The 25,101-nt window shown below is 68.9% G+C and carries 19 protein-coding genes; 11 read left to right on the top strand and 8 right to left on the bottom strand.

What is annotated here, in order from left to right; genetic code table 11:
* Positions 1 to 251: 251 nt before the first annotated feature.
* From JOE48_RS20105 to JOE48_RS20130, 5 genes are all read left to right on the top strand, one after another.
* A complete protein-coding gene (locus tag JOE48_RS20105) occupies positions 252 to 815 on the top strand; it encodes a PilZ domain-containing protein (RefSeq protein WP_210032404.1) in 564 nt (187 codons plus the stop codon).
* Between the two features lie 70 nt (positions 816 to 885).
* Positions 886 to 1,494: a HupE/UreJ family protein gene (locus tag JOE48_RS20110; protein WP_210032405.1), complete on the top strand. Its 609-nt coding sequence runs from the start codon at positions 886 to 888 to the stop codon at positions 1,492 to 1,494.
* A 456-nt stretch (positions 1,495 to 1,950) separates the two neighbouring features.
* A complete protein-coding gene (locus JOE48_RS20120) occupies positions 1,951 to 2,640 on the top strand; it encodes a metal ABC transporter permease (RefSeq protein ID WP_210035929.1) in 690 nt (229 codons plus the stop codon).
* A gap of 387 nt (positions 2,641 to 3,027) precedes the next feature.
* Positions 3,028 to 4,677 (top strand): porin, encoded by a 1,650-nt coding sequence (locus JOE48_RS20125; RefSeq protein WP_210032406.1) that lies wholly within the window; start codon positions 3,028 to 3,030, stop codon positions 4,675 to 4,677.
* A gap of 965 nt (positions 4,678 to 5,642) precedes the next feature.
* Positions 5,643 to 7,250, top strand: a complete 1,608-nt coding sequence (locus JOE48_RS20130) for a porin (protein ID WP_210032407.1) — start codon at positions 5,643 to 5,645, stop codon at positions 7,248 to 7,250.
* A gap of 705 nt (positions 7,251 to 7,955) precedes the next feature.
* Here the strand turns inward: JOE48_RS20130 and JOE48_RS20135 are convergent.
* Positions 7,956 to 8,162 carry a hypothetical protein gene (locus JOE48_RS20135; protein ID WP_210032408.1) on the bottom strand — a complete coding sequence of 69 codons (207 nt, stop codon included), beginning with the start codon at positions 8,160 to 8,162 and terminating at the stop codon, positions 7,956 to 7,958.
* A gap of 62 nt (positions 8,163 to 8,224) precedes the next feature.
* On the opposite strand from JOE48_RS20135, the gene JOE48_RS20140 reads away from it, so the two are divergent.
* The 3 genes from JOE48_RS20140 to JOE48_RS20150 all read left to right on the top strand — a co-directional run bounded on the left by JOE48_RS20140 (position 8,225) and on the right by JOE48_RS20150 (position 12,867).
* Positions 8,225 to 9,826: a porin gene (locus tag JOE48_RS20140; RefSeq protein WP_210035930.1), complete on the top strand. Its 1,602-nt coding sequence runs from the start codon at positions 8,225 to 8,227 to the stop codon at positions 9,824 to 9,826.
* A 326-nt stretch (positions 9,827 to 10,152) separates the two neighbouring features.
* Positions 10,153 to 11,535 (top strand): 2-hydroxycarboxylate transporter family protein, encoded by a 1,383-nt coding sequence (locus tag JOE48_RS20145; RefSeq protein ID WP_210032409.1) that lies wholly within the window; start codon positions 10,153 to 10,155, stop codon positions 11,533 to 11,535.
* Positions 11,536 to 11,559: 24 nt separating this feature from the next.
* A complete protein-coding gene (locus JOE48_RS20150) occupies positions 11,560 to 12,867 on the top strand; it encodes an MFS transporter (protein ID WP_210032410.1) in 1,308 nt (435 codons plus the stop codon).
* Positions 12,868 to 12,880: 13 nt separating this feature from the next.
* Here the strand turns inward: JOE48_RS20150 and JOE48_RS20155 are convergent, their stop codons facing one another.
* Positions 12,881 to 13,534, bottom strand: coding sequence for a GntR family transcriptional regulator (locus JOE48_RS20155; RefSeq protein WP_210032412.1), 654 nt, complete (start codon positions 13,532 to 13,534; stop codon positions 12,881 to 12,883).
* Between the two features lie 115 nt (positions 13,535 to 13,649).
* On the opposite strand from JOE48_RS20155, the gene tcuA reads away from it, so the two are divergent.
* Both tcuA and addB read left to right on the top strand, forming a co-directional pair.
* A complete protein-coding gene (gene tcuA / locus JOE48_RS20160) occupies positions 13,650 to 15,143 on the top strand; it encodes an FAD-dependent tricarballylate dehydrogenase TcuA (protein WP_210032414.1) in 1,494 nt (497 codons plus the stop codon).
* A 380-nt stretch (positions 15,144 to 15,523) separates the two neighbouring features.
* Positions 15,524 to 18,688: a double-strand break repair protein AddB gene (gene addB, locus JOE48_RS20165; RefSeq protein WP_210032416.1), complete on the top strand. Its 3,165-nt coding sequence runs from the start codon at positions 15,524 to 15,526 to the stop codon at positions 18,686 to 18,688.
* 172 nt (positions 18,689 to 18,860) lie between these two features.
* On the opposite strand, the gene JOE48_RS20170 is transcribed toward addB, so the two are convergent.
* From JOE48_RS20170 to JOE48_RS20185, 4 genes are all read right to left on the bottom strand, one after another.
* Positions 18,861 to 20,090, bottom strand: a complete 1,230-nt coding sequence (locus JOE48_RS20170) for an acyl-CoA dehydrogenase (protein WP_210032418.1) — start codon at positions 20,088 to 20,090, stop codon at positions 18,861 to 18,863.
* A 113-nt stretch (positions 20,091 to 20,203) separates the two neighbouring features.
* On the bottom strand, positions 20,204 to 21,133 hold the full coding sequence (locus tag JOE48_RS31085) for an AEC family transporter (RefSeq protein WP_210032420.1): 930 nt from the start codon (positions 21,131 to 21,133) through the stop codon (positions 20,204 to 20,206).
* A 105-nt stretch (positions 21,134 to 21,238) separates the two neighbouring features.
* Positions 21,239 to 21,697, bottom strand: coding sequence for a hypothetical protein (locus tag JOE48_RS20180; RefSeq protein WP_210032422.1), 459 nt, complete (start codon positions 21,695 to 21,697; stop codon positions 21,239 to 21,241).
* A 302-nt stretch (positions 21,698 to 21,999) separates the two neighbouring features.
* Positions 22,000 to 23,205 carry a trans-sulfuration enzyme family protein gene (locus tag JOE48_RS20185; protein WP_210032424.1) on the bottom strand — a complete coding sequence of 402 codons (1,206 nt, stop codon included), beginning with the start codon at positions 23,203 to 23,205 and terminating at the stop codon, positions 22,000 to 22,002.
* A gap of 91 nt (positions 23,206 to 23,296) precedes the next feature.
* On the opposite strand from JOE48_RS20185, the gene JOE48_RS20190 reads away from it, so the two are divergent.
* A complete protein-coding gene (locus JOE48_RS20190) occupies positions 23,297 to 23,815 on the top strand; it encodes a TspO/MBR family protein (RefSeq protein WP_210032426.1) in 519 nt (172 codons plus the stop codon).
* 65 nt (positions 23,816 to 23,880) lie between these two features.
* Here JOE48_RS20190 and JOE48_RS20195 read toward each other — a convergent pair whose 3' ends face one another.
* Both JOE48_RS20195 and JOE48_RS20200 read right to left on the bottom strand, forming a co-directional pair.
* Positions 23,881 to 24,408: a phosphate-starvation-inducible PsiE family protein gene (locus JOE48_RS20195; RefSeq protein WP_210032428.1), complete on the bottom strand. Its 528-nt coding sequence runs from the start codon at positions 24,406 to 24,408 to the stop codon at positions 23,881 to 23,883.
* Between the two features lie 123 nt (positions 24,409 to 24,531).
* Complete coding sequence (locus JOE48_RS20200) at positions 24,532 to 25,089, bottom strand: DUF4337 domain-containing protein (protein WP_210032430.1); 558 nt, start codon at positions 25,087 to 25,089, stop codon at positions 24,532 to 24,534.
* Positions 25,090 to 25,101: the final 12 nt, after the last annotated feature.

Consider the following 25,101-nt stretch of genomic DNA (forward strand, 5'->3'; position numbering starts at 1 on the left):
TCCCAAGGCAGCATCCATGCCAATCGGTCAATATGCATTTTGTATGCACTAGAACCGGCTGCGCCGCTCCAGCGCTTTGTCATGACATCCCGCCTCCGGCGGGTTTCCGAATGAACCCTTGAGTCGGACGCGCTCCAAAGAAGAGACCACACGAGATCGAGGATGATCTCAATTTTACGGACTTCCTGAATGTGTCGTCAGGTCGATCCAGCGGACAACGCAGCCATGTTTCAGGTACGGCGTTGACGGGCATGAATGGCCAACGACATCACGTCATCTTGCCTGCCCTGTGCTGGAACCAGCGTCGACGGGAATTCTATGCCATCACCACGGATGTCTCGACCGATGGCATCCGCTTCCGGTCCTCATCCCGGCTGAGCCCGGGCGAGGATCTCACCTGCAGCATCCGCCACATCGGCCTTCTGGAGGCGCGGATCGACCGGGCGGTCGGCGAGGAATTCACCGTCTCGGTCCGGGGCGGTCGCTCGGCGTTGACCGATCTGGCCCGCCAGTTCGTCACGCTGGCGCGGGCTCAGGATCTGCGGCCCGAGGTCGTGCGCACGCATCACCGCATCGTGCCGAAGCAGAAGGTCGTCCAGGTCACATTGGATGGCGGCCGAGGCGTCTCGGGGCACGTGCTCAACATCTCGGCCTCCGGCGTCGCGCTGTTGGTCGAGCAATCGCTCGAGATCGGCGCAACGATCCAGGTCGGGCGGAAGCTTGCCCGGGTGATGCGTCATTTCACCCATGGGGTCGGGGCCGCCTTCCTGGAGCCGTTCGAGCCGAGCGCGGTCCACGAGGCGATGACTCTGTAGCGGCGCGGGCGGCCCTCGCTCCGGCCTAGAAACGGCGCTACATCTTCCCGGGACCAGCGAAGGACCTCCCATGAAGCGCCTGCTCACAGTTCGACTCGCCGCTCCTCTGGCCGCGCTTCCCGCCGCGCTTGCGCTGCTGCCGCAGGCGGCGCTCGCGCATCCGGGTCACGGCGTCGCCAGCGGTGCCCAGGCGGGATTCCTGCACCCGCTGATGGGCGCCGACCACATCCTGGCGATGGTCGCGGTCGGCCTGCTGGCGGCGCTGCGCGGCGGGCGGGCGCTCTGGGCCCTGCCGCTGGCGTTCCTGGTGCTGATGAGCGCGGGGGCCGGGCTCGGCATGACCGGGATCGCGCTGCTTTATGCCGAAACCGGCATCGCGCTCTCGATCGTCGTCTTCGGCCTCGCGGCTATTGTCGGCCTGCGGGCACCGGTCGCCCTGCTCACTGCCCTGGTCGGGGTGTTCGCGGTGTTCCACGGTTACGCCCACGGCGCCGAGATGCCGGAGACCGCCTCCGGTCTGTCCTTCGGTCTGGGCTTCCTGGCCGCCACAGCGCTTCTCCACGCGGCCGGCATGGGCCTCGGGATCGGCGCGACACGCTTCGGTGCCGGCCGCACCGCCCCGGCCCTTGGGGCGGGCGTCGCCGCGGTCGGGCTCGCCATGCTGGCGCTTCCCGCCTGAGCGGGGTCGTCGACACTCCGGCGGAATGCTCGCCGCGTCTGAGCATCCGCATCGATTTCGGTCCCGGGCACCGGCTCGGGCTCGGCAAAGTCCGCCTTCTGGCGTTGATCGCAGAGCACGGCTCGATCGCGGCTGCGGGCCGTGCGCGGGGGATGTCCGACCGCTGCGCGTGGCTGCTCGTGGAGGCGATGAACACGGGGTTCGGCCCCCCGGTCGTCGAGGCGCAGACCGGCGGTCGGACCGGGCCGGCGCCCGGCGTCCGGCGACGCAGTACCGGGCCCTCGAGGCGGCCGCGGAGGCGTCGGCCGCGCCGTTTCAGGCACGGCTCCGGCAGCCCGATTGAGCGTCCGCGCTCCGAACCGGTCGCGATGTCACAGGGCCGCCGGGGCTGACACCGGCGCTTCCTGCCCCAGGTCCCGCCCGCCGCGGCAATCCTGCCGGCGAAGGGATCCCATGATGTCGAAACTCTTTATGCTCGCCCTGGCGGGCCTGCTGACCGCCGCGACCGGAGCGCGGGCCGCCACGAAGGTCGAGCGCTTGCGCGGAACGATCGAGGCGCCCGACGGCAACGGCTTCACGCTGAAGACGGCCGACGGCAAGTCCGAGCGAATCGCGCTGGCTTCGGATGCCAAGGTCTCGTGGGTCGTGCCGGCCCACCTGGATCAGATCAAGGACGGCGTGTTCATCGGCACCGCCACAAAGGGGGAGCCGCCGGTGGCCCTCGAGGTCGTGCTCTTCCCCGAGGCGATGCGCGGCACCGGAGAGGGACACTACGATTGGGACATGATCCCGGACCGGACGGCCGGCGGCTCCCAGGTCAAGAGCGCCATGACCAACGGCACCGTGACGGCGGCACCGGCCTCCACCGCGCCGGACGCGCCCCGGGTCAAGAGCACCATGACAAACGGCACCGTCAAAGCCAGCGGCGGCGGCGCGGAGCGCACGCTGACGGTGGATTACGGCCAGGGCCAGTCCATCCAGATCCTGGTTCCGCCCCAGGCGCCGGTGGTGACCTTCGAGCCGGCCGACAAGGCCGCTCTCACGGCCGGCGCCAAAGCCTTCGTCGTGGTGGGGCGCGACACGGACGGCACGATCACGGCCCGCCGCGTGGCCGTCGGCAAGGATGGCCTGACGCCGCCGATGTGACCCATCGCGACCGCGGACCGGGCGGGTACCGCCCGCGAATCGCGCCCGGACTGCCGGAAACGGGAGGCCGGGCATTTCGTGAGCGAAAACGCGCCAGAAACGCGCTGCGAATTGGCATCCGGCTGCGGTGATTGCGGAATTGCCGGCTAAGTCACCCCGGAATTGTTGCCAGGCGGCAACATCGCGTCGGAACAGCCAAGCCAGATCAGAATCCTCGTTGCCGGCCGAAACCTGTTCGCCCATGGTGAAGGTGCACGGGGGCATCGCCAAGCGAGAGCCCGCAGGAGCCTGCCGCTCAAGACGCAGGCCAAACCTACAGAACGTGCGGCTAGACCCGGAAAACCGGGCACGTCCGCATCATCGGGTCTCGAAGCTTTGGAGATATCTATGAAGCTCTTGAAGAGCTCGCTGCTCGGGTCCGCAGCCGCATTCGCGGCGGTGGGTGCCGCGCACGCCGCCGACCTGCCGGTCAAGAAGGCGGTTCCGATCGAGTACGTCCGGGTCTGCACCGCCTACGGCGCCGGCTTCTTCTACATCCCCGGCACCGACACCTGCCTGCGCATCTCGGGCCGCGCCCGGTTGGATGCCGGCTACCAGACCAGCTACTCGCGCCAGTACGGCAACAACATCGGCGACACCGCGGGCTACCAGGGCCGGATGCGCATCAACCTCGATGCCCGCACCCAGACCGCCTACGGCACGCTCCGCGCCTTCGTCCGCTTGGACGCCGGTTCCCGTACCGGCTACGCCGGCGTCGGCCAGTCCGGCACCCAGCAGCGTATCGGCCAGGCCTATGCCGGCATCGGTACCGACCAGTTCGGCCGCGCCTCGCAGTACATGAACGTCGACAAGGCGTTCATCCAGTTCGCCGGACTGACCGCCGGTCGCGCCTCCTCGTTCTTCGACTTCTACGCCCACGACTTCGAGATCGGCGGCGCCACTGCGGGCTCCGACGTGTTCTCGACCAACCTGCTCGCCTACACGGCGACGGTCGGCAACGGCCTGTCGGCCACGATCTCGATCGAAGATCCGGTCTTCCGCCGCACCCCGATCTTCTCGCCTTTCGCCGTCTCGCCGACCGTCTCCACCGGCAGCGCCTCGAACTTCGGCGTGACCGTCCAGCCGACGCCGATCTTCGTTGGTCCGGGTCGCTATGGACTGGTGGACAGCATCGAGAAGTCGCGTCTGCCCGACTTCGTCGGCGTCGTCCGCCTCGACCAGGCCTGGGGTTCGGCCCAGATCTCGGCCGCCACCCACGAGCTGAATTCCGGCAACCTGTCGAGCGCCGCCAATGCCGGCGGTCTCGGCGCCGGGCCCATCCTGGTGCCGGCCCACACCAAGAACACCCAGGGTTGGGCGATCCAGGGCGGCGTGAAGATCAACACCCCGTTCATCGCCCCGGGCGACGCCCTCTACCTGCAGGGCGCCTACGGCGACGGCGCGCAGCTCTACACCGGTTACTCCCAGTACACCGGCTCCTACATCCAGAGCACGACCACCATCCAGGGCCAGAAGTTCGCTCAGTACTTCGCGGACGCGACGATCAACCCGTTCACCGGTCAGCTGCAGACCTCGCAGAGCTTCACCGCCGTCGCGTCGTACCTGCACTACTGGACGCCGGAATGGCGCTCGGCCGTCTTCGGCTCCTACGGCGAGCAGAGCTTCTCGCAGAGCGCGCGTGCGGCTCAGGGCGCGATCTACGGCCTCGTGAGCGGTCTCGCCGGCGCCCCCGGCTTCGGCACGAACGCCGTCGGCGTTCCGGGCACCCGGTTCTACCAGCTCAGCCAGGCTCTGCGCGACACCTACCAGTTCGTCGCGGGTGCCAGCCTGATCTGGTCGCCGGTCAAGGACCTCGATATCGGCGTGGAGGGCTTCTACACGCAGATCGGCCTGAAGAACGGCCGCGCGATCGACCTCGACAAGAGCCCGGGCGCCTACAACCTGGTCTCCCAGATCAACGCCGGCACCTACGTCCCGCGCACCGCGACGCAGGACTCGGTCTCGCAGGTCAAAATCCGCGTTCAGCGCGACTTCTGATCCACAACGCCGGGGCCATGGCCCCGGCGGTTCCCGTGCTGCACGGACCTCAAGGCTCGGCTTCGGCCGGGCCTTTTTCTATGCGCGCAGCCATTCCAGGATGACCCCGCCCGGTCGGATGCCGAGGGCCCCAGCCTGCGCCCCGCACGGCTTCGGTTGGCCGTGACCGCATCCCGGATGCCGGCCTCCGGCTGCCCGTTCCCGGTCGGCCACCGAGCGCCCGCCCCTTGAGGCTGTGTCGCATCCGGATCGCGTCGCGCCGCATCCGTCGCGATCGCGCCGCCGCCCCGATGGCCCTCGCGGTGTGGTCGCGGGAGCGAGCCGGCCTGTGTCCCGCGCTGCGGCGTCCCGAGCCGAACGCGGTCCAGCCGCGTGCAATTGGTCGGAGCCGCGTAACGCGCCCCGACCGTGCCAATCGAAATCGATCCCCCCGCAGCGCCGACTGATCCGCGATCGGGTCGGAGGCCCCGCGCTGATCGACCCGCCGATTCGGCTCGCCTCTCGTTGAGTCGTTGTTCCGGTTGCTTCCGGCGCGCCTCGGGGCGCCATTTCTGCGCCGTTTGTCCCCGCGATCCGAGGCGCCGCAGCAATCCTTTGTGCTCGGCGGCGGAGCGCGGCCACGGCCCTGTAAATCCGCTTCGATTGATCTTGATGTTCTGAATAAAAATACGCTGTCTGGGAAATTTATAGACTAATTGTATTTGAATGCGTCTGACTATAACAGACATTGCTGACTAAAACTGTGGCAGAGGCGCCACAAAACGGACTATTTTTGGCAATCATGAAGCTTCACAGTTGATCGGAACGCGTACGATCAAACATTGTGCCGATGTAAGCGGCCTCTCGGACGCGAGAGGCCATTTGATTGCGCTAATAGAGGCGTCGATCAAACTATAAATCGCCATTCACGGCATGTTTATGCTGGAAGAATGGCGTCATCGGGTCTCGAAAGACTGGAGATATCTATGACGCTCTTGAAGAGCTCGCTGCTCGGGTCCGCAGCCGCATTCGCGGCCATGGGTGCCGCACACGCCGCCGACCTGCCGGTCAAGAAGGAGGCTCCGATCGAGTACGTCCGCGTCTGCGGCGCGTACGGCGCCGGTTTCTTCTACATCCCCGGCACCGACACCTGCCTGCGCGTCTCGGGGCGCGCCCGGTTCGAGGGCGGCTACAGAACCGTCCACACGCGCCAGGCCGGCACGAACGCCGGCGACGATTCGGGTTACCAGGCTCGTCTGCGCTTCAACCTCGATGCCCGCACCCAGACCGCCTACGGCACACTGCGTGCCTTCGTGCGCCTCGATGCCGGTTCGCGCACCGGCTACGACCGCTCCGGTACCCAGGCGCGGATCGGACAGGCCTACGATGCCACGGGCGTCGATCAGGCCGGCCGCGCGCAGCAATACGTGAACGTTGACAAGGCGTTCATCCAGTTCGCCGGGCTGACCGCCGGTCGCGCCTCCTCGTTCTTCGACTTCTATGCCCACGACTTCGAGATTGCCGGCGCCACGATGGGCTCGGATGTCTCGTCGACCAACCTGCTTGCCTACACGGTGGCTTCCGGTGGCGGCCTCTCGGCGACGCTCTCGATCGAAGACCCCGTCTTCCGCCGCAGCCCGGTGTTCTCGCCGGCGGCCGGCGCCGCGCCGGTCAGCCCAGTCTTCGTGGGCTACACCAACGGCGCTCCGTCCAGCTACAGCGCGGTTGACGACATCCAGCGCGAGCGCCTGCCGGACTTCGTCGCCGCGCTGCGGGTCGACCAAGCCTGGGGTTCCGCACAGGTCTCAGCCGCGGCCCATGAGCTGAACACCGGAAACCTGACCACAGCGGCGCCGCTGCCCGCGGCGAGCGGCGTGATCACCGGCATCGCCCATACCAAGAGCATCGAGGGTTGGGCAGTCCAGGGTGGCCTGAAGATCAACACGCCGTTCATCGCGCCGGGCGATGCCCTGTATCTCCAGAGCGCCTACGCGGATGGCGCCCAGATGTATACCGGCTACTGTGCCTTCACGGGCTGCTATCTCCAGGTCAATACCCTAATCCAGCTTCAGAAGATCGGGCAGACCTTCGCCGATGCGACCGTTAATCCGTTCACCGGCCAACTGCAGACGTCGACCAGCTTCTCGGCGGTCGCATCGTATCTGCATTACTGGTCGCCGGAATGGCGCTCCGCCATCTTCGGTGCCTACGGCGAGCAGGATTTCACCCGCAGCGCGCGTCTGGCCCAGGGCCTGATCTTCAACGCCGTGAATCCGAACGGCGCCAACAGTTTCGGGACCAACGGCGTCGGGGTGCCGGGCACGCGGTTCTACCAGCTGAGCCAGGCCTTGCGCGACACCTACCAGTTCGTGGCGGGTGGCAGCCTGATCTGGTCGCCGGTGCGCGATCTCGATATCGGCGTGGAGGCTCTGTACATGCAGGTCGGCGTGAAGAGCGGGCGCGCGATCGACCTCGACAAGAGCCCGACCGCCTACGCCAACGTCGCCGGCATCAACAACGGCACTTTCGTACCGCGCACCGCGACGCAGGACTCGGTCTCTCAGGTCCGTCTCCGCGTCCAGCGCGACTTCTGATCCGCAGCGCCGGCACCGGAGCTTCAGCCCCGGTGGCGGCCCTGTGCAGCATGACTTCGAAGCCCGGCTCTGCGCCGGGCTCTTTTTTTGGCTGCCCGCAGCGTCACCCTGACCTGCTCTGATCAGGCGGCAGGGAGCATCCGCCCCGACCCTTCGTGCCGTTCCCGATCGGGTTGCAGCGGCCCGGAAGATGGGCGCCTCCGGTGTGACGGTCGCGGCACGGTGCTCTCCCATGCGGGAGAGGGTCGCGGGGTGACGGACAAGAGGCTTCAAGGTCGTAGGCGCCGTTCCTGCGCAGCCCGGGTCGCGCTTCGCCCGGACAGACCTGATCCCTCACCTCGTCCTTGTCCCGATGCATCTCGGGCCTGCTCGAGATCCGCACCGAGGCGCCCAAGCCAGAATTGCCCGGGAAGGGGATCCGCCTCATCCGGCACGGGCGCGTCCATCGACGCCGACCCAACGGGTCCAGAACGGCTTTAGCCGCCGGCCCCGTGCCCGCGCGATCGATGGCCGGCGTCTGGCGCTGCCAGCGAATCACCAAACGTCATCGAGGGCCGGAGCACGGCCCAAATAGCCGCGTGGTCAGGCCCCCGATCGCAACATCGGACCGCTATGGCCAAGACGTCGCGCTCGGCAGCCAAGAAAATGAGAGTCCGATTTTTTGCTGATGTATTTTTTTTCGAAAAGTCACGATACTTATGAACGTTATATATAAGTTGAAAACAGTAAATGGTCTGCAAAAATCGACAAAGGCTTTCGTTGCGCGATTGCAACAAGATCATTCTTGGTTTCCTGCACTTCAAGTTCTTCGTTGAATGCCGGATGCGAACATTGCAGCGTCGCAGGCGCGATGATTTCGGCATGGATAAGGCAGAAAACATCTACTGTAAACAGAAAGGGATGCGGAAACATCTTCTCAAATCCGGACCGCGTCTCGCGAAGCTGCTGTCGTTCTCTAAAGACCGGGGGTCATGATGCGTCTGTTCGAGCGTTTTCTTTTCGGGTCCGCTGCGACGTTGGCGGTCATGGGTGCCGCGCACGCCGCCGACCTGCCGGTCAAGAAGGCGGTTCCGATCGAGTACGTCCGGGTCTGCACCGCCTACGGCGCCGGCTTCTTCTACATCCCCGGCACCGACACCTGCCTGCGCATCTCGGGCCGCGCCCGATTCGAGGGTGGCTATCAGACCAGCTACAGCCGGCAGGCGGCCAATGGCGGCGACACGTCGGGCTACAGGGGGCAGCTCCGCATCAACCTCGATGCCCGCACCCAGACCGCCTACGGAACCCTGCGCGCCTTCGCCCGCCTCGATGCCGCGTCGCGCACCGGCACCATCCATTCGGGCACGCAGCTGCGCATCGCCCAAGCCTACGGCGCCCTCGGCGTGGACGAGCGGGGACGGTCGCAGCAATATGTGAACGTCGACAAGGCCTTCATCCAATTCGCGGGCCTCACAGCCGGTCGCGCGTCGTCGTTCTTCGACTTCTACGCCCACGATTTCGAGTTCTACGGCGCCACCGCCGGCTCGGATAATTCGTCGACCAACCTGCTCGCCTACACGGCGACCTTCGGCGACGGCGTCTCGGCGACCCTGTCGATCGAAGACCCGGTCTTCACCCGCTCGCCGGTCTTCGCGCCCACCGGCAGCACCCCCGCGATCAGCCCGGTCTATGTCGGCTACGCCGACGGCGTCCCGTCCCGCTACGGCAACGTCGACAGCGTCCAGCGCTCGCGTCTTCCCGACTTCGTCGCCGCCCTGCGCGTCGATCAGGCCTGGGGCTCCGCCCAGCTCTCGGCCGCCACGCACGAGATCAACGTCGGTAACCTGAGCACCGCCACGGCGACGGGCGCCGGCGGCGTGCTCACCGGGATCCCGCACACCAACTCTGTCCAGGGTTGGGCCGTGCAGGGTGGCGTGAAGATCAATGCGCCCGCGGTCAGCGCCGGCGACGCCCTCTACCTGCAGGGCGCGTATGCCAATGGCGGGCAGATGTATATCGGATACTGCATGGTGGCCGGTTGCTACGCGCAGGCCAACAGCGGCTGGGACGGTCAGAAATTCAACCAGCCCTTCGTCGACGCGACGATCAACCCGTTCACCGGACAGCTCCAGACCTCGGCGGGCTTCTCGACGGTCGCCTCGTACCTGCATTACTGGTCGCCGGAGTGGCGCTCGGCTCTGTTCGGCTCCTACGGCGAGCTGGGATTCACCCGGAGCGCCCGTCTTGCCCAGGGCACGCTCTTCGGCCTCTCGAATCCGAACGGCGGCAACGCGTTCGGCTCGAGCGCCGTCGGTGTGCCCGGCACCCGGTTCTACCAATTGAGCGAAGCGCTGCGTGACACCTATCAGTTCGTGGTTGGCGCCAGCCTGATCTGGTCGCCGGTGAGCGACCTCGATATCGGCGTCGAGGCGTTCTACACGCAGGTCGGCGTCAAGAGTGGCCGGGTCATCGACTCCGACAAGAGCCCTACGGCCTATGCCAACGTCGCCGGGATCAACAGCGGCGCCTTCGTCCCGCGCACCGCGACGCAGGATTCGCTGACGCAGATCCGATTCCGCGTCCAGCGCGACTTCTGATCCCTGCCCGGCGCGGGGATTTCGGTCTCGGCGCCGGCGTCGGCACCACGTCGTCGCGGCCCGGCTCCAAGCTGGGCCGCCCGCGGCAACTTGCACGCATAAAGATGCTGAGAACGTCCGGCTCGCAACTTTTAATCCCTGTTCGCGGGACAGGTCGCGCGCTTTGTTCCCGGCTGCGCGTTGCCGCCCCCGGCCGGCGCTGATACGCCGAATGTCACTTTATCTCCGCCGCCCGTACGGGCCTTGACGGGCCGAGGCGGATTTCGGCCGCCGCGAGACTGAGGTCGAGACTGCCGGCGCGCGGGCAGACATCCGGGGGGACGTCCATGACCAGCACCGCGTCGCCGAGGCCGATCCCAGCCCCGGTCGAGAGCCCGCCGGCCGAGGCGCGCGCCGCCCGGATCTGGCCGGAAGGCTGGTGGCGCCTCATCGACCTCAAGATCGGCATCATACCGCTACCGATTTTCGCCGTGCTGGCGATTCTACTCACCGTTCTGGTTCAGGAGGGCGAGATCAAGCCCGACGGGCCGACGATGATCGCCGTGCTGGTGATGGGCGGCTTCACCTGTGCGGAGATCGGGAAGCGGATCCCGATCCTGAAGAACATCGGCGCCGGCGCGATCTTCGCGACCTTCATCCCCTCGGCGCTGGTCTATTACGCGCTGGTGCCGCCGCAGATGGTGAAGGCGATCACCGACTTCACCAAGTTCACCAACTTCCTCTACATCTACATCGCCACCATCATCGTCGGCTCGATCCTCGGCATGGACCGCGAGGTCCTGATCAAGGGCTTCCTCAAGATCTTCGCGCCGCTCGCGCTCGGATCGGTGGCGGCGGCCCTGGTCGGCACGCTGGTCGGCACGCTGCTCGGCCTCGGGCCGTACAAGACGTTCTTCTTCATCGTCGTGCCGATCATGGCGGGCGGCGTCGGCGAGGGGGCGATCCCGCTCTCCATCGGCTATGCGGCGATCCTGGGCCTGCAGCAGGGCGTGGTCTTCGCCCAGGTGCTGCCGCCGGTGATGCTGGGTTCCCTCACGGCGATCATCCTGTCGGGCACGCTCAACTCGGTCGGCAAGCGCTACCCGCACCTCACCGGCGAGGGGCGGCTCCAGCCCGACTCGGACGGGATCAAGTCGAGCGACGCGCAGGCCAGGGCCGAGGCCGCCAAAGGACAGATCGACCCCGCCACGATCGCGGCGGCCGGGCTCACGGCGATCACCCTCTATCTGCTCGGCGTCATGGCCCACCACCTCGTCGGCCTGCCGGCGCCGGTGGCGATGCTGTTCCTGGCCGTGTTCGCCAAGCTCGCCAGCGCGGTGTCGCCGCATCTCCAGGCCGGCGGCTTCGTCGTCTACAAGTTCGTGCAGGTCTCGATGACCTACCCGCTGCTCTTCGCCATCGGCGTGGCGCTCACCCCCTGGAACGAGCTGATGGCCGCCTTCACGCTGGTGAACCTGATCACCATCGTGTCGACCGTGGTGACGCTGATGACCGTCGGCTTCTTCGTCGGCCGCTGGCTCGGGATGTACCCGATCGAGACCGCCATCGTGAACGCCTGCCACAGCGGCCAGGGCGGCACCGGCGACGTTGCGATCCTCACGGCGGCGAACCGCATGGCGCTGATGCCCTTCGCGCAGATCGCCACCCGGATCGGCGGCGCGCTGACCGTCACCGGCACGATCATCGCCATGAAGTGGATCGGTGCCTGACGGGCACCCGGAAAGGACGTCGTCATGGCCGGTGATCCCGGGGCCGTCGGGGCCACGCTCAAGTCGAGGATCGGGGCGATCCTTCGCTCGACGAGCGGCAACTTCCTGGAGATGTTCGACTTCTTCCTCTTCGGGTTCTACGCCACCTACATCGCGCGGGCGTTCTTCCCGTCGGGCAACGAGACCACCGAGCTGCTCCTGACCTTCGGCACGTTCTGGCTTGGGGCGCTGATGCGGCCGCTCGGGGCGATCGTGCTGGGCGCCTATATCGACCGGATCGGCCGCCGGAAGGGCCTGATCATCACGCTCGCCATCATGGCGAGCGGCACGGTGCTCATCGCCTTCTGCCCGAGCTACGACACGATCGGCGTCGCGGCGCCGCTGATCGTGCTTGCCGGGCGCCTGCTGCAGGGCTTCTCGGCCGGCGTCGAGATCGGCGGCGTCTCGATCTACCTGTTCGAGATCGCCACGCCGGGCCGGCGCGGCTTCTACACGTCGTTCCAGTCGGCGAGCCAGCAGGTGGCGATCATGTTCGCCGCCGTGATCGGCTACGGGCTGAACGCGTTCCTGACCAAGCAGCAACTCGGCGATTTCGGCTGGCGCATCCCGTTCCTGATCGGCTGCCTGATCGTGCCGTTCATCTTCTTCATCCGGCGCTCGCTCCAAGAGACGCAGGAATTCGCCAAGCGGACCCGCCATCCGACCACCCGCGAGATCCTGACCACGGTGGCCGCCAACTGGCGGATCGTGCTGCTCGGCATGATGCTGACGACGATGACCACGGTGACCTTCTACATGATCACCGTCTACACCCCGACCTTCGGCAGGAACGTCCTCAAGCTCTCCGAGACCGACAGCCTGATCGTGACGCTGTTCGTAGCGATCACCAACTTCATCTGGCTGCCGGTCGGCGGAGCCCTGTCGGACGCGATCGGGCGCAAGCCGGTGCTGCTGACGATCTCGACCCTGTCGCTGCTGACGACCTACCCGACCCTGCACTGGCTCGTGGCCGACCCGACCTTCGGCAAGATGCTCGCCGTCGAGCTGTGGTTCTCGTTCTTCTTCGGCGTCTACAACGGCGCGATGGTGGTCTCGCTCTCCGAGGTGGTGCCGGCCCATGTCCGCGCCAGCGGCTTCTCGCTGGCCTACAGCCTCGCCACCGCGCTGTTCGGCACCGCGACCCCGATGGTCTCGACCTACCTGATCGAGAAGACCGGCGACCGGGCGGCGCCGAGCTACTGGCTGATGGCCGCGGCGGCCTGCGGCATCGTCGCGACACTCGCGCTGTTCCGGAGCAGTGCAAGCCTGGAACGCGCCCCCGCCCACGCCTGAGGGCAGAGGTCGGTCAGCTCTCCTGCCAGATCCGGATCCGCGCCTTGAAGGCGGCGCGGATATGCGCCCGGGCCGCGGCCTCGGCGGCATCACCGTCATGGGCCCGGATCGCCGCCACGATCGCGGCGTGCTCGGCGAGGGATTCGGCGGCACGATCGGGGGCCGCCAGGGTCGTGGCGCCCGGCAGCAGCACCAGGGACAGGCGCATCGTCTCCAGCGTGCCCTGCAGGAAGCGGTTGCGCGCCGCGCCGTGGATCTGACGGTGGAACAGGCGGTTGGTGCGCGCCAGCGCCGCCGCGTCCCCCAACAGGGTCCGGTCCCGGTCGACCATCTCCTCCAGGATCTCGGTCTCGACCGCGCTGGCGTGGATCGCCGCGAGGCGGGCGGCCGTCCCTTCCAGTACCTCCCGCAGATCGTAGAGTTCGCTCACCTGACCGTAGTCGAGCTGTGCCACGCTGGCGCCGCGATGCGGCTCATGCGCGACGAGGCCCTGCGCCTCCAGACGACCGAGCGCCTCGCGCACCGGCGTGCGGCTGATCTGGAAGCGCTCGGCGAGGTCCGCCTCACGCAGCCGGCTCCCGGGGGCGAGCTCGCCCTCCTCGATCGCGCGCAGCAGCCGTTCATAGGCGCCGGCCCCGCTGGAGCGCTCCGCTTCGCTGGCCTTCATCCCGGCTCTCCTCAGCTTGGCCATAGCGCGAAACCGCGCGGTCCGGAATGCTTGCGGCAGATTGCATACAGGCGTATACAATACGGAAAGAGCGGTTCGTGGAGAGGAGGCAGGCATGCAGCGTCCGGCTGATGATCGTTGGGATGTGGTGGTGGTCGGGTCCGGCAACGCCGCCATGAGTGCCGGCCTCGCGGCACTGGAACGCGGCGCTTCGGTGCTGATGATCGAGAAGGCCGAGAAGGATCTGGCAGGCGGCAACACCGCCTACACGGCCGGCGCCATGCGCTTCGTCTACGCGGGCAACGACGACCTGATCCCGCTGCTGGTCGATCCCGAGGACCCGCGCCTGCCGCGCACCGATTTCGGCGCCTACACAGCGCAGAAGTTCGAGGAGGACCTGCTCGGCTTCAACGACGGGCGGCCGCTGTCGCGCGAACAGCGCATCCTGATCGACGAGAGCGGCGCGGCGTTGCGCTGGCTCGCGACGCAAGGGGTGAAGTTCGAGCCGATCTATTCCCGGCAATCGTTCGAGAAGGACGGGCGCTTCGTCTTCTGGGGCGGCCTGACGCTTGCCACCCACGACGAGGGTTTCGGCCTCGCCCGGACGGAGCTGGAGGCCTTCACCAAGGCCGGTGGCGAGATCCGCTACGGCTGCCCGGCCACGGGGCTGCTCGTCGAGGACGGACGCGTGGTCGGCGTGGAGACGCCGCAGGGCGCGTTCCGTGCCGGGTCCGTTGTGCTCGCCTGCGGCGGCTTCGAGTCGAACGCCGCCCTGCGCACGCGCTTTATTGGCGCGGGTTGGGACAAGGCCCGGGTCCGCGGCACGCCGCACAACCAGGGGGACGGGCTTCAGATGGCCCTAGACCTCGGTGCGAAGGCCCACGGCTTCTACGGCGGCTGTCACGCGACGCCGATGGACCTGCACACGCCGGATTACGGCAACCTCGACCTGCCGCACGGCGAGCGCAAGCACTACCGGAAGATCTGCTACTTCCTGGGCCTGATGCTGAACGCGAACGGCGAGCGGTTCGTCGACGAGGGCAAGAATTTCCGCAACTACACCTACGCCCAGTTCGGCCGCTCGATCATGGAGCAGCCCGGGCACGTGGCGTGGCAGATCTTCGACGCCAAGGTCGATCACCTGCTCTACAGCGAGTACCGGTTCCACGACGCGCATTTCGTCGAGGCCGACACCCTGGACGGGCTCATCGACAAGCTCGACGGCATCGATCGTGACGCGGCCAGGCAGACCATCGCGTCGTTCAACGCCGCCGTGGACGAGAGCGTGCCGTTCGACCCGACCGTGAAGGACGGCCGCGGCACCAAGGGGCTTCCTCTGCCGAAGTCCAACTGGGCGCAGACCATCGGGACGGGGCCGTTCAAGGCCTATCCGGTCACGGGCGGAATCACGTTCACCTATGGCGGCGTCGAGGTCGGCGACGACGGCGGCGTGAAGCGCGCGGACGGCAGCACGATCCCCGGGCTCTATGCCTGCGGCGAGATGGTCGGTGGCGTGTTCTTCAACGGCTATCCGGGCGGCTCGGGGCTGACCTCCGGCGTCGTGTTCGGCCGGCGCGCGGGCTACGGCGCCGCGGGGGCGAAAGGCTGAGCGGGACTCCGGCTTCGGCGCGCCCGACCTTGCTCCGGCCCGCCTCCGAGGGCCCGCTTCGCGGGTGAAGCGATCCGGCCGGACCATTGTGCCCGCCGCCATTCCGGGGCGCCGCAGGCGAGGCCGGACCCGGAAGGGCATGCCGGAGGCGGGCAATCCAGAACCGCTGAAAGGGCAGCCTCAGGCCGCGTCGACGTGTCTGGGTTCCGGGCTCCGCTTCGCGGCCCCGGAACGACCGGGCCGGCGGCACAGGGCGGCGCACGCCGAAGTCGTGACGCGCGGGGGCCGCCGCGGTGCGCGCACTCCGCCAGCCGCTTTGATCCCGGCAGCGGCCCATCGCCCCCTGTCCGGGATCCCGCCGCGGGCGTAGAAGCCTGACCATGTCAGCCCGTCAGGCCGTCTTCACCATCTCCCGCGGCGTTCCGTTCCTGCCGACGCTCGCCGAGGCGCTGCTCTCCGGCCGTCTCGTCGGCTCGGTCGCGGACGACCCGCTGGCACTGGCCGCCGTCACCCTCTACCTGCCGACCCGCCGCGCGGCGCGGGCGCTCAGCGCGATCCTGGCCGATCGGCTCGGCCGGGACGCGCCCGGGCAGGCCACCCTGCTGCCGCGGATGATCCCCCTCGGCGAGGCCGACGAGGCGGAACTCGACCTCGCCGCCGAGCCGCTGCTGGAGCCGAATGCAGACCCGTTGAGCGTCCCGATGCCGGCGCTCGAGCGTCGGCTGATCCTCGCCCGTCTCGTCCAGGCCTGGGCCAAGAGCGTCGACCGGACCCTGCTGCCGCTGGATGCGGAGGTGCCGTTCCTCGTGCCGTCCTCCCCCGCCGACGCGGTCGGTCTCGCCGGCGATCTCGAACGGCTCATGGACGCGCTCACCGTCGAGGGCCTGCCCTGGTCGGAGATCGGCGCCGCCGTCGAGGCCGAATATTCCCGCTACTTCGGCCTGACCCTCGACTTCGTGAAGATCGCCGCCGAGAACTGGCCGAAGCTGCTCGCCGAGCGCGGGCTGGCCGATCCGGTCGCCCGCGCGCGCGGCCTTGTCCTGGCCGAGGAGCGGCGCCTGTCGCGCAGCGCGACCGCGGACCCGGTGATCGTGGCCGGCTCGCTGGGCTCGGTGCCGGCCACGGCCCGGCTCATCGCCGCCGTGGCGAAGCTGCCCCGGGGCGCCGTGGTGCTGCCGGGCCTAGACCTCGACCTCGACGCGGCCGGCTGGGACGGCATCGACACCGGTGAGGGCTTCGCCCGGGTGATCGCCCATGGCCACCCGCAGGCGGTGCTGCACCGGCTGCTCGGGCCGGAGAATCTCAACCTGAGCCGCACGGAGATCGTGGCCCTCGGTGAGCCCGATGCCGGTCAGGCCGCGCGGGCCGCGCTCCTGTCGCAGGCCCTGCGTCCGGCCGACACCACCGATGCGTGGGCTGACCTCGACCCGATCGGGCGCGACGCCATCGCGCGGCTGGGTCTCGAGGGGCTGGCGCTGGCCGAGGCCGCCGACGAGCGCGAGGAGGCGCTGGTCGCGGCGCTGGCGTTGCGCGAGATTCTGCAGAATCCTGGCGCCACCGCGGCCCTGATCACGCCCGACCGGGGACTCGCCGGCCGGGTCGCCGTCGAGCTGCTGCGCTGGGGCATCGTGGCCGAGGATTCCGCCGGATTGGCGCTGGCCGGAAGCCCCGCCGGGCGGCTCGCCCGGCTCGCGGCCGAACTTGCCGCCGACCTCGCCCGCAACCAGGCCGATGCGGTCCCGGCCCGGCTGATCGCGCTGCTCTCGCACCCGATGGTCCATCTCGGCCTGCCCCGCGCGGACGTGGTCCGGGGCGCGGCCGCCCTGGAGATCGGGCTGCTGCGCGGTCCGGTTCCGGCCCTGGGCTTCGACGGCCTGCGCAACGCCCTCGCCGCCGAGCAGGCCGGTCCGCCCGAGCATCGGCCCCGGGCCAAACGGCGCCTGAAGGACATCGACTGGGCGCTGGCCGCGGACCTGCTCGATCGGCTCGATCAGGTGTTCCGGGATTTTCCGGGTGCCGGCGGCGCAGGGGATTGCGACCTCGTCACCACGGCCACGAGCCACCGCGAAGCCTGCGACCGCCTGATCGCCGGGCCGGAGGACGCGCCCGAGGCGGATCTGGACGGATCCCTGTCCTGTCTCGACGCCCTGTTCGACGACTTGGAGATGGCCGAGCCCGGCCTTATGCCGGGGCGGTTCGACGACTACGCCACCTTCTTCACCGCGCTGGCCCGCGAGCGCAAAGTCGCCTGCACCGGCGAGGCGCCGCATCCGCGGCTGCGCATCCTCGGTCTGCTGGAGGCGCGACTTCTGTCGGTGGACCGGGTCGTGCTCGGCGGCCTGGACGAGGGCGTGTGGCCGGTGCGCACGCTGACCGACTCGTTCCTCAACCGGCCGATGCGCGAGCGCGTCGGCCTGAACCCGCCCGAGCGGCGGATCGGCCAGATGGCCCACGACTTCGTGCACGCGCTCGGCTGCCGCGACGCGGTGATCACCCGGGCGCTGAAGCGGGAGGGCGCGCCGACCGTGCCGTCGCGGCTGATCCAGCGGCTGCGGGCCCTCGCGGGCGATCCCCGCTGGGAGACCGTTCTGGAGGCGGGGCGCCGGCTTACCGGACTCGCGGCCCGGCTCGACGCGGCGCCGCCGGAGCCGCGGCTGAAGCGCCCCGCGCCGAAGCCGGACCCGGCGCTGTTCCCGCGCTCGCTCAGCGTCACCGAGATCGAGACGCTGGTCCGCGATCCCTACAGCATCTTCGCCCGCCACGTGCTCGGGCTCGACCCGCTCGAGCCGCTGGCGGCGGCGCCGGGCGTCGCCACCCGCGGCTCGCTGGTGCACGACGTCTTCGCGGAATTCGCCAGCTGCCATCCCAAGGATTTGCCGCCGGATTCGGCAGTGCGCCTGCTGAACCTCGCGGTGAACGCCTTCGCCGACATCGAGGCGGAGTACCCGAACCTCTACGCCGAGTGGTGGCCGCGCTACGAGCGCATGGCGACGGCGTATCTCGACTGGGAGGCGCAGCGCCGGCCCGGCCTGTCCCGGATCGTCCCGGAAGTCTCCGGGCGCTGGGTGATCCCGATGGGGCGCGAGACCTTCACGCTGCGCGCCCGCGCCGACCGGATCGAGCTGCGGGCCGACGGTACCGCCTGCATCGTCGATTACAAGACCGGCGCGCCGCCCTCGGCGAAGATGATCTTCTCCGGGTTCTCGCCGCAGCTCACCCTGGAAGCCGCGATGCTGATGCGCGGCGCCTTCAAGGATCTGCCGGCCGTGAAGGCGGTGCCGGACCTGCTCTACGTCCATGCCTCCGGCGGCCGGAAGCCGTTCCTGCCGATCCCCGTGAAGCCGCCCCGGGGCGAGGAGCGCGGCGTCGAGGCGATCGTCGCCGAACATGCCGAGCGGCTCCGCGGGCTGGTGGCCCGCTTCATGACCGGCGAGGCCGCCTACACGGCGCGGCCCTATCCGCAATTCGCGAGCAAATACGGGGCTTACGACCACCTCGCCCGGGTCCGCGAATGGTCGCTGGCCGGTGAGGAGGGCGGGGAGTAACCCCACCCATCGCTTGGGACATATCCCACCCGCGCTCTCACCCTAGGGTGCCGAAGCGCGGCGGAGGCCTCGGAGAAGAGTTCCGGCCGCGCGATCCCTGGAGCCCCCCTGCGAGGCGGCTTCGCCGCACCTCAGGCTGAGGTGATCCGGTGGGAGAAACGTCTTCCGGGCCTCAGAAGAACGCCTGCAGCCCTGTCTGCGCCCGGCCGAGGATCAGGGCGTGGACATCGTGGGTGCCCTCGTAGGTGTTGACCGTCTCGAGGTTCTGGGCGTGGCGCATCACGTGGTACTCGCCCATGATGCCGTTGCCGCCGTGCATGTCCCGAGCGTTGCGGGCGATGTCGAGCGCCTTGCCGCAATTGTTGCGCTTGACCAGCGAGATCATCTCCGGCGTCATCCGGCCCTCGTCCATCAGCCGGCCGACCCGGAGCGAGGCCTGGAGGCCCAGCGCGATCTCAGTCTGCATGTCGGCGAGCTTCTTCTGGACGAGCTGGGTCTGCGCCAGGGGCCGGCCGAACTGCTTGCGCTCCAGCGTGTAGCTGCGGGCGCGGTGCCAGCAATCCTCGGCGGCGCCCATCGCCCCCCAGGAGATGCCGTAGCGTGCCCGGTTCAGGCAGCCGAACGGTCCCTTCAGCCCGGAGACGTTCGGCAGCAGAGCGTCCTCGCCGACCTCGACGCCCTCCATGACGATCTCGCCGGTGGTCGAGGCGCGCAGGGACAGCTTGCCCTTCAACGTCGGGGCGGACAGGCCCTTCATGCCCTTCTCGAGGACGAAGCCGCGGATCGCGCCCTCGTGCGCGTCGGACTTCGCCCAGACCACGAACACGTCCGCGAAGGGCGCGTTGGAGATCCACATCTTGGCGCCCGAGATCCGGTAGCCGCCGTCGATCTTCTCGGCCTTCGTCTTCATGCCGGCCGGGTCCGAGCCGGCATCCGGCTCGGTGAGGCCGAAGCAGCCGATCCATTCCCCCGAGGCGAGCTTCGGCAGGAACTTCTGCCGCTGCTCCTCGGAGCCGTAGGCGTGGATCGGGTACATCACGAGCGAGGATTGCACGCTCATCATCGAGCGGTAGCCGGAATCCACCGCCTCGACCGCCCGCGCCACGAGGCCGTAGGCCACGTAGGAGGCACCGGCGCAGCCGTATTCCTCCGGCAGCGTGACGCCCAGAAGGCCGAGTTCGCCCATCTTCCGGAACAGGCCGGGATCGGTCTTCTCGGTGGCGTAGGCCTCGACGATCCCGGGCAGGAGCTGCTCCTGCGCGAAGCTCTGGGCGACGTCGCGGATCGCCCGCTCGTCCTCGGTGAGCTGGTCCTCCAGCAGGAAGGGATCGTCCCAGACGAAGCTCGCCGAGGCCGGAGCGGACGGGGAGGCGCTGCCCGGAGGGCGCATCGGAGCATTCATGGAAATTCCTCGCCTGCAGGGAAGCGCCGGTCTTCGGGGCCTGCGCAGTTGCCCCTACCCTAGACCCGCACGGCGCGCCGTCCAACGCGCGCGGTGACGCCGGGGCGCCACCGTCACACCCGGCCGAGGAGCATGAGCCACGCCAAGGTGGTGAGCGGCGCCAGCAGGGTCGAGACCAGCACCGAGGCGGCCACCATCCCGGTCTCGGTCTTGTAACGCACCGCCAGCAGGTAGGCGTTGATCCCCACCGGCATGGCGGCGAACAGGGTCGCGACCCCCGCATAAGCGGGCGGCATCGCGAAGACATGGAAGGCCAGGATCCAGACCGCCAAAGGATGCAGCAGGTTCTTCAGGAGCGCGATGACCAGCGCGCCCTTCAGATCGAACAGCACCCGGTAGCGTTTCAGGCCGGCGCCAAGCGCCACCAGCGCGCAGGTGGAGGCCGTTCCCGCGAAGGCATCGATCAGCGACCGGGCAAGGCCGGCTGGTGCGAGGCCGAACCCCTTCATGGCCATGCCGATCAGGAGAGCCACGAAGATCGGATTCCGAAGCAGCACCAGGGCGAGGCCCCGGACCCGCGCCAGGACCGGCAGGCCGGAATCGGACTCGATCAGGAAGGTGGCGCTGCCCATCATCAGCGGCAGGTGGACCGCGAGCAGCATGAACAGCGGGAAGGCGCCCTCCTCGCCGTAGGCCTGGAGGATCATCGGCACGCCGACGAACACGGTGTTCGACTGGCTCGCCGCGAAGCCGTGCAGGATCGCGCCCCGCCGCTCGATCCCGGCGCGCCGCCGGGCGATCAGGGTGCCGGCGAACCAGGCGATGCCGGCGCCGCCGAAATACGCGACCCAGTAGGACCATGCCACGGTGCCGCTCATCCCGGGCTTCGTCAGCGTGGCGATGATCAGCGCCGGGACGGCCACCGCGAAGACGTATTCCGACAGGCCGTCGCTCACCTTGTCGGAGAGCAGACCCGCGAGCGCCGCACCCCAGCCGATCAGGACGATCCCGAAGATCGGGGCGATGATGGCGAGGGCGTTCACGGATCCGGATGGCGTGCTGGGGACGGGAATTCAGCCCATAGCACGCCATGGCGGGGGCCTGCGTCTGCACCGGGAGAATGGCTCGCCGGCTCCGGCCGCGGCGGCCTACTTGTTCTCCAGAACCTCGATCGGGTTCGTGCGCTGGCTCGCGGGCGGCTCGCGGGTGAGGTTGGCGCCACCCTCTTGTTGCGCCTTCACGTCCCGCGGCGAGCCGGGGCCACCCACCGCCCGGCCGCCCGCGTCGCTCTGCGTCGGCACGGCGCCTGAGGCGAGTTCCAGGCAGGTCACCATCTCGACATAGGACGGGAAGCCGCCCGCCTTGAATTGGTCCTCGCACTGACGCTTGGCGGCAGCGGTGTAGCTGCCCCAGTGCCGCTCGGCCTCCTTCTTGGCCTCGCGCTCCGAGCGGAGGCAGCCGTCGTAATTGGCTTGGTCGCTGATGGACGTGTTGGCGACCTGTGCCGATCGGCAGGTCCGTTCGACGTCGAGGTTGGGCACCACATCGGCGCGGGCCGCCGTCACGGCAAGGCCGAGGAGGGCGGCGGCGGGGAGGAGTGGTCTCATCGGCGTGCGGTGCTCACGATAGAAATTGCGCCCGCGAAGGGCATCGCCAACACAACGCGCTTGTCGCCGCTTTGGCACCGCCGGCCCGTCGCGGCACTTCAGGTGCCTGACGCGCTCCGGCGGTGGCCTATCGGCCATCCCGGCGAGAAGGTCGCGCCGCCGCGCCTCCGCGGAGATCCAGGCGGTGGCGACCGGCCGGATGCTGCCGTCGAGGCGCGAGAACGTCAGAAGCTGCGCTCGTGGTCGCGCGCGACCCCTCGCCGAACAGCCGGTTCAGCGCGTCGGCCAGCGGGCGGATCCCCTCAAGCCACCGCGTGCGCCGCCCGCAGCGCCTGATCCAGATCGCCGTACAGGTCGTCCGTATCCTCGATGCCGGTCGACAGCCGCAGCAGATCCGTCGGGCAGGGGCTGCCCGGACCTTCCACCGAGGCGCGGTGCTCGATGAGGCTCTCGACGCCGCCGAGCGAGGTCGCACGCTTCCAGAGCCGCACCCGCGCCGCCGTCGCGATGGCACCGGCCTCGGCACCCGCGACCCGGATCGACAGCATGAAGCCGAACCCGTCGCACATCTGCCGCCGGGCGACCGCGTGCCCCGGATCGTCCGGGAGCCCTGGATACAGGACGCGGGTCACGTGCGGGTGCCCGCTCAGACGCTCTGCGAGCCTCAGGGCACCCGCCGACTGTGCCGCCGCGCGCAGATGGAGGGTGCGGAGCGAGCGCATCAGCAGGTAGGCCTCGAACGGGCCGAGGATGCCGCCGCTTCCGGCGCGGATATTCCGGATCCGCTCCCAGAACGGGTCGGCTCGCGCGCCCGCCAGCACGCCCGCCACCACGTCGGAATGGCCGTTCAGGATCTTGGTGGCCGAATGCATCACGAGATCGGCGCCGAGTTCCAGCGGGCGCGTGTGCACCGGCGAGGCCGCAGTGGAATCGACGGCGAGCCGGGCTCCTGCCCGGTGGGCGATCTCGGCCGCAGCGGCGATGTCGGTCACCGTCCAGAGCGGATTGCCGGGGGTCTCGATCCACACGAGCTTGGTCCGGCCCGGCTCGATGGCGGCCCGCAGGGCGTCCAGGTCGTCCGTCTCCACGAAGGTCAGCGTCAAGCCGCGCCGGGGCGCCTCCTCCCGCAGCCAGCGCTTCAGCGCCCAGTACATGACGGTGCCGGCGACGACATGGTCGCCGGATTCAAGGGCGCCGAACACCGCGGTCGCCGCCGCCATCCCGGACCCGAACAGCAGCGCGCCGGCCTCCGCACCCTCCAGCATCGCCAGGACGGCTTCCGCCTCACGCACCGTGGCGTTGTCCGGCCGTGCGTAGCAATAGCCCGAGCTGTAGCCGTTGTCGGGATCGCGGATGAAGGTGGTCGAGACGTGGAGCGGCATCACCACGGCCCGGGTCTCCGGTTCGATTCGGCCCATCGCCTGGGCGGCACGGCTCCGGCGGGTGACATCCGGCGCGGCGTCGCTCCGGCTATTCGACGGACCCTGCGGCGCGTTAGGCTGTGACATCTGGCGAATCTCGGCGGATGGAGATGGGCGCGTGCCACGGCGCGCGGGCCTCGGCAAGCCGCGCGCCCATGCGGCCTGGAGACGAACGACCATGACCGCCGCCACACAGGTCCCCGGAGGATCGCCCTTGCCGCGCTGGCTGCGCCTCGCCGCCACGATCCTGCCGGTGGCGGCCACGGCTGCCATCGGCTCGGCGGCGACGCAGGCGGAGATCCCGGGCTGGTACGCGGGCCTGAACAAGCCGGCCTTCAACCCGCCGAACTGGGTATTCCCGGTGGCCTGGACGATCCTCTACACGATGATCGCGATCGCGCTCTGGCGGCTGCTCGGCGCGAAGCCCCGCTCCGGGCCGAGCCGCGAGGGCTGGTGGCTCACGCTGGCCGCCTTCCTGGTGCAGATCGCCCTCAACGCCGCCTGGACGCCGATCTTCTTCACCGGCCACGCGATCGGGGCCGGTTTGATCGTCGTCGCGATGCTGCTGGTGATGGTGCTCTGGACGATCCGTCTGACCTGGCGGTTCGACCGGGTCGCGGCCTGGCTGCTCGTGCCCTACGCCGCCTGGGTCGCCTTCGCGACCCTCCTCAACGCCGCGATCCTGCGGATGAACTGAAGCCGGATCCGCTCGCCCCGATCATGGCTTCGCTCCGCCGGCAAGGATTGCGGCGGCCTGCGGCGTCAGGCTTCGCCGCTCGACTTCTCTTCGCCCGCCGGACGTCCGTCGTCCCGCGCGCGGTGAAGCAGGAAGATCGCGAAGACCATCGTGACGATCAGGCCGGCGAGCACCCCGAGTTCGATCATCGAGGCCTGGAACAAAGCCTGCTTCTCGGGCGACCAGTCCTTGGCGTGCGTGATCTCGGAGGATTGCAGCGTGATCACCAGGACCCGCCGGATCGACGCGATCAGCCCGACGATCAGGAACGGTTCGCAGGTCAGCGTGCCCGACCGCATCGAGACCCGCACCGTGTGGAGGATCTCGATCAGCATGAGCAGGAACAGCAGCCGGTCGATCACTTCGAGGATCTGCGCGGCGCCGCCGAGCGCCCGCATGGCTTCCCAGGTCAGCCCGGCGGCGTCGACCAGCGCGATCAGCGCGGTGAGCGCCAGCAGGAGGCCGAGCGCCGCGTAGATCGCGTGTTCGGTGTGCAGGAAGATCGCGCTGGCGAGTTTCGTCAGGCGTCCCTGTTCTTCTGAGTGATCGGACATTATTCCCCCCTGGAATATGCCGAAACGATCAGCTTCCGGCGCGCACGTCCAGCCCGGCGCCGCGCGCGGCCGGTCAATCGCCAGTGATCGTGGCGTTACGCCGCTCTCCCGCGCGGACGATCCTTAATGGAAGAACGGCAGCGCGTCCGGCGCGAGGTAGCCGAAGCCGAGGAGTGCCGCGCCGGCGAGTCCCAGGAAGCCGCCGGCGAAGACCAGCATGGCGATGCCGGTGATCACCTCGGCCGAGGCCAGCACGATGCCGATCTGGAAGGCCGCCGAGGCCAGCTCGTAATGATGGTAGCGCAGCAGCGACAGGTCGCGCCGCTCCTCTGAGGCCTTCGCCTTCGCGGTCAGCTCCTTGCGACCCTCGCCTGTGGCGGGTTCGGATTCCCAGCGTGCCAGCGTCTTGGCCCACTCGGCGCGCTTGGCCGAGATCGCATCCTGGTTGGGGCCCGGCGGCACCAGCGCCAGGGCCTCGTCGGCGGTCTTGAGCACAGTCGAACGAATCGTGCGCGCCTGGAAATAGGCCCACTGGTTCGCGGCCTCGACGTTCGCGCCGATCGACTCCGTCTGGGCCGCCTTGCCCAGGGTCTCGCTGAAGGCGAGGAACAGTGCGAGCACCGAGATCAGCAGCGCGACGCGCTTGTTCGAACCCTCGACCGCCCCGTGACCACCCGACATCGCTTCCCGTAT

Origin of the sequence: Methylobacterium sp. PvR107 (genome assembly GCF_017833295.1) — a bacterium.
Classification (GTDB): Bacteria; Pseudomonadota; Alphaproteobacteria; order Rhizobiales; family Beijerinckiaceae; genus Methylobacterium.

Bases quoted from the DNA above. Each gene is read 5' to 3' on its own strand.
- JOE48_RS20105 (WP_210032404.1), top strand. From the start codon at position 252: ATGAATGGCCAACGACATCACGTCATCTTGCCTGCCCTGTGCTGGAAC.
- JOE48_RS20110 (WP_210032405.1), top strand. From the start codon at position 886: ATGAAGCGCCTGCTCACAGTTCGACTCGCCGCTCCTCTGGCCGCGCTT.
- JOE48_RS20120 (WP_210035929.1), top strand. From the start codon at position 1,951: ATGTCGAAACTCTTTATGCTCGCCCTGGCGGGCCTGCTGACCGCCGCG.
- JOE48_RS20125 (WP_210032406.1), top strand. From the start codon at position 3,028: ATGAAGCTCTTGAAGAGCTCGCTGCTCGGGTCCGCAGCCGCATTCGCG.
- JOE48_RS20130 (WP_210032407.1), top strand. From the start codon at position 5,643: ATGACGCTCTTGAAGAGCTCGCTGCTCGGGTCCGCAGCCGCATTCGCG.
- JOE48_RS20135 (WP_210032408.1), bottom strand. From the start codon at position 8,162: ATGTTTCCGCATCCCTTTCTGTTTACAGTAGATGTTTTCTGCCTTATC.
- JOE48_RS20140 (WP_210035930.1), top strand. From the start codon at position 8,225: ATGCGTCTGTTCGAGCGTTTTCTTTTCGGGTCCGCTGCGACGTTGGCG.
- JOE48_RS20145 (WP_210032409.1), top strand. From the start codon at position 10,153: ATGACCAGCACCGCGTCGCCGAGGCCGATCCCAGCCCCGGTCGAGAGC.
- JOE48_RS20150 (WP_210032410.1), top strand. From the start codon at position 11,560: ATGGCCGGTGATCCCGGGGCCGTCGGGGCCACGCTCAAGTCGAGGATC.
- JOE48_RS20155 (WP_210032412.1), bottom strand. From the start codon at position 13,534: ATGAAGGCCAGCGAAGCGGAGCGCTCCAGCGGGGCCGGCGCCTATGAA.
- tcuA (WP_210032414.1), top strand. From the start codon at position 13,650: ATGCAGCGTCCGGCTGATGATCGTTGGGATGTGGTGGTGGTCGGGTCC.
- addB (WP_210032416.1), top strand. From the start codon at position 15,524: ATGTCAGCCCGTCAGGCCGTCTTCACCATCTCCCGCGGCGTTCCGTTC.
- JOE48_RS20170 (WP_210032418.1), bottom strand. From the start codon at position 20,090: ATGAATGCTCCGATGCGCCCTCCGGGCAGCGCCTCCCCGTCCGCTCCG.
- JOE48_RS20180 (WP_210032422.1), bottom strand. From the start codon at position 21,697: ATGAGACCACTCCTCCCCGCCGCCGCCCTCCTCGGCCTTGCCGTGACG.
- JOE48_RS20185 (WP_210032424.1), bottom strand. From the start codon at position 23,205: ATGTCACAGCCTAACGCGCCGCAGGGTCCGTCGAATAGCCGGAGCGAC.
- JOE48_RS20190 (WP_210032426.1), top strand. From the start codon at position 23,297: ATGACCGCCGCCACACAGGTCCCCGGAGGATCGCCCTTGCCGCGCTGG.
- JOE48_RS20195 (WP_210032428.1), bottom strand. From the start codon at position 24,408: ATGTCCGATCACTCAGAAGAACAGGGACGCCTGACGAAACTCGCCAGC.
- JOE48_RS20200 (WP_210032430.1), bottom strand. From the start codon at position 25,089: ATGTCGGGTGGTCACGGGGCGGTCGAGGGTTCGAACAAGCGCGTCGCG.